This window comes from Actinotalea ferrariae (genome assembly GCF_019733465.1).
Classification (GTDB): domain Bacteria; phylum Actinomycetota; class Actinomycetes; order Actinomycetales; family Cellulomonadaceae; genus Actinotalea; species Actinotalea ferrariae_A.
The window spans coordinates 1-3,117 of the sequence record NZ_JACVQL010000244.1 but is presented as its reverse complement, the minus strand read 5'-3'; the positions used below and the strand labels follow the sequence as shown (position 1 = coordinate 3,117).

Here is a 3,117-nt window from a genome sequence, read left to right as displayed (position 1 = left end):
GGCCCGGCCCGACGCCTGCCGGGTGGGCGTCGGGCGGCTCGGCGACGCGCCGGTGTCGCCCTTGCCCGGGCGTGGCGGGACGGCGCCGGGCCGCGGGGCGGGGGGACGTGCGGGCATCAGTTGGCGTGCAGGTCCGGGTTGAGCGAGACACCGGTGCCCGCGCGGACGATCGCCTCGACGGCGCCCGTGAGGGAGTTGCGCCGGAACAGCAGGCCGTCCCGGCCCGCGAGCGTGCGCGCGGCGACGACGGTGCTGCCCTCGTCCGTGCCCTCGCGCGTGCCCCCGTCTGTGCCGTCACCCGTGCCCTGACTCGTGCCGACGAGCGTGACCTTCGTGCCCGCGGTCAGGTAGAGGCCGGCCTCGACGACGCAGTCGTCGCCCAGCGGGATGCCGAGCCCGGAGTTGGCGCCGAGCAGCGACCGCCGGCCGATCGTGATCGTCTCGCGGCCGCCACCCGAGAGCGTCCCCATGATCGACGCGCCACCACCCACGTCGCTGCCGTCGCCGACGACGACGCCCTGCGAGATGCGCCCCTCGACCATGCAGGTGCCGAGCGTGCCCGCGTTGTAGTTGACGAACCCCTCGTGCATCACGGTCGTGCCCTCGGCCAGGTGGGCGCCGAGCCGCACGCGGTCAGCGTCGGCGATGCGCACACCGCTCGGCAGCACGTAGTCGACCATCCGCGGGAACTTGTCGACGCCCAGCACGCGCGGCGCGGCGCCGTGCGCGGCGTGCAGCCGCAGCCGCGTCGCCTCGAAGTCCTCGGCCGCGCACGGACCGCGGTCGGTCCACACCACGTTCGGCAGCACACCGAACAGCCCGTCGAGGGCGAGCCCGTGCGGGCGCACCAGGCGGTGCGAGAGCAGGTGGAGGCGGAGGTACGCGTCCGCCGTGCCGGCGGGCGCCTCGTCGAGGTCAATCTCCGTGGTGACGACCTGCGTGCGCACGCGGCGCGCGTCGTCGGAGCGCTCGAGACCGCGGAGCGCAGCCCTGGCCTCCTCGTCCGAGCCGTCGGACGGTGCGAGGCCGAGCGCGGGCTGCGGGTACCACACGTCGAGGACGGTGCCGTCGTGCGTCACGGTGGCGAGGCCGTGCCCCCAGGCGGTGCGCGTCATGGCGTCAAGCCTAGATGTCGGGCGTCGGGCGTCCTGCCCAGCGAGACGGCATAGGGTCCCGCCATGGCGACCACCCCGCTGCCGCTGACCGGCGACGTCGTCGCGCTCGCGCGGCTCCTCTGCGACATCCCGTCCGTGAGCGGCACCGAGGGCCCGCTGGCCGACGCGGTCGAGGCGGCCCTTCAGGGTCGCGCGCACCTCGAGGTGCTGCGCGACGGCGACGCCGTCGTCGCCCGCACGCGGCTGGGCCGCGCCGAGCGCGTGGTCATCGCGGGCCACCTCGACACGGTGCCCATCGCGGGCAACGTGCCGAGCGAGCTGCGGCCGGGCCCCGACGGGACCGAGCTGTGGGGTCGCGGGTCGGTGGACATGAAGGCCGGCGTCGCGGTGCAGCTGGTGCTCGCCGCGACGCTCGAGGCGCCGACGCGCGACGTGACGTGGGTCTTCTACGACAACGAGGAGGTCGACGCGGACCGCAACGGCCTCGGCCGTCTGGTCCGCGAGCACCCCGACTGGGTCCGCGGCGACCTCGCGGTGCTCTGCGAGCCGACCGCCGGGGCGATCGAGGGCGGCTGCAACGGCACGCTCCGAGCGGAGGTCCGGCTCACGGGCCGGGCCGCGCACTCGGGGCGCGCCTGGCTCGGCGTCAACGCGATCCACGGCGCAGCCCCGGTGCTCGCGCGGCTCGCCGCCTACGAGCCGCGCGCCGTCGAGGTCGACGGGCTGGTCTACCGCGAGGGCCTCAACGCCGTCGGCATCCGCGGCGGCATCGCGGGCAACGTCATCCCGGACGAGTGCGTCGTGACGGTCAACTACCGCTTCGCGCCGGCGCTCACGCTCGAGGGCGCGCAGGACCACGTGCGCGAGGTCTTCGACGGCTTCGAGGTGACCTTCACCGACGGGGCACCCGGGGCGCGCCCCGGCCTCGACCACCCGGCCGCCGCGTCCTTCGCCGCCGCGGTCAGCGGCCTCACGGGTCGTCCGCCCGCGGCGAAGGAGGGGTGGACGGACGTGGCGCGCTTCTCCGCGCTGGGTGTCCCCGCGGTGAACTTCGGCCCCGGCGACCCGACGCTCGCGCACGCCGACGACGAGCGCTGCCCCGTCGACCAGATCACGGGCTGCCTCGCCGGGCTCCAGGCCTGGCTGACCTCCTAGAGTCGGTGGCATGAGCGACCACGACGGCACCTACCGCAAAGGACCCGTGCTCCTGAGGCGCGGGCAGGTACCTCGCACGACCAGCGACCAGAACCTCCTCGCGCGCGGCGGCGGTGCCGAGTGGGTGCACGCGGACCCGTGGCGGGTCATGCGGATCCAGAGCGAGTTCGTCGAGGGCTTCGGGGCGCTCGCGGAGGTCGGGCCCGCCGTGAGCGTGTTCGGGTCCGCCCGGACGAAGCCCGACCACCCGGACTACGAGCTGGGCGTCGCCGTCGGGCGGGGACTGGTCGAGGCCGGCTACGCCGTGATGACCGGCGGCGGCCCCGGGATCATGGAGGCCGCCAACCGCGGCGCGGCCGAGGCGGGCGGTCTTTCGATCGGCCTGGGCATCGAGCTGCCGTTCGAGCAGGGCATGAACCCGTGGGTCGACCTCGGGGTCAACTTCCGCTACTTCTTCGCCCGCAAGACGATGTTCGTCAAGTACGCGCAGGGCTTCGTCGTCCTGCCCGGGGGCTTCGGCACGTTCGACGAGCTCTTCGAGTCCCTGACCCTCGTCCAGACGCACAAGGTCACCGAGTTCCCGATCGTGCTCGTGGGCACCTCCTACTGGCAGGGCCTGCTCGACTGGCTGCGCGGGCCGGTCCTCGACCGCGGGACCATCAGCGCGAAGGACCTCGACCTCGTCCAGCTGGTCGACGACCCGGACGAGGCCGTGCGGATCGTGCACGAGCGCGACGCGCAGCGCCGGGCCGAGGAGGAGGCCGCCGTGCGCGCCAACGCCGAGGCCGAGCAGGCGGCCGAGCGCGCGTCGGGCGGCGCGCCGGAGTGAGCGCCGGCGTCCCGCCGG

3 protein-coding genes are annotated in these 3,117 nt (G+C 75.0%); 2 read left to right on the top strand and 1 reads right to left on the bottom strand.

Features of this window, described 5'->3' with window-relative positions; translation table 11 throughout:
• Nucleotides 1–116: 116 nt before the first annotated feature.
• Entirely contained in the window at nt 117–1,115 is a 999-nt protein-coding gene (dapD, locus tag ICW40_RS16810; protein ID WP_221655160.1) for a 2,3,4,5-tetrahydropyridine-2,6-dicarboxylate N-succinyltransferase, read from the bottom strand.
• Between the two features lie 63 nt (nt 1,116–1,178).
• Here dapD and dapE point away from each other — a divergent pair, with 63 nt between their 5' ends.
• Nucleotides 1,179–2,270, top strand: coding sequence for a succinyl-diaminopimelate desuccinylase (gene dapE, locus ICW40_RS16805; RefSeq protein WP_221655159.1), 1,092 nt, complete (start codon nt 1,179–1,181; stop codon nt 2,268–2,270).
• A gap of 10 nt (nt 2,271–2,280) precedes the next feature.
• Complete coding sequence (locus ICW40_RS16800) at nt 2,281–3,099, top strand: LOG family protein (protein WP_221655158.1); 819 nt, start codon at nt 2,281–2,283, stop codon at nt 3,097–3,099.
• Nucleotides 3,100–3,117: the final 18 nt, after the last annotated feature.

Coding starts and splice junctions, on each gene's coding strand:
- dapD (WP_221655160.1), bottom strand. CDS start 1,115: ATGACGCGCACCGCCTGGGGGCACGGCCTCGCCACCGTGACGCACGAC.
- dapE (WP_221655159.1), top strand. CDS start 1,179: ATGGCGACCACCCCGCTGCCGCTGACCGGCGACGTCGTCGCGCTCGCG.
- ICW40_RS16800 (WP_221655158.1), top strand. CDS start 2,281: ATGAGCGACCACGACGGCACCTACCGCAAAGGACCCGTGCTCCTGAGG.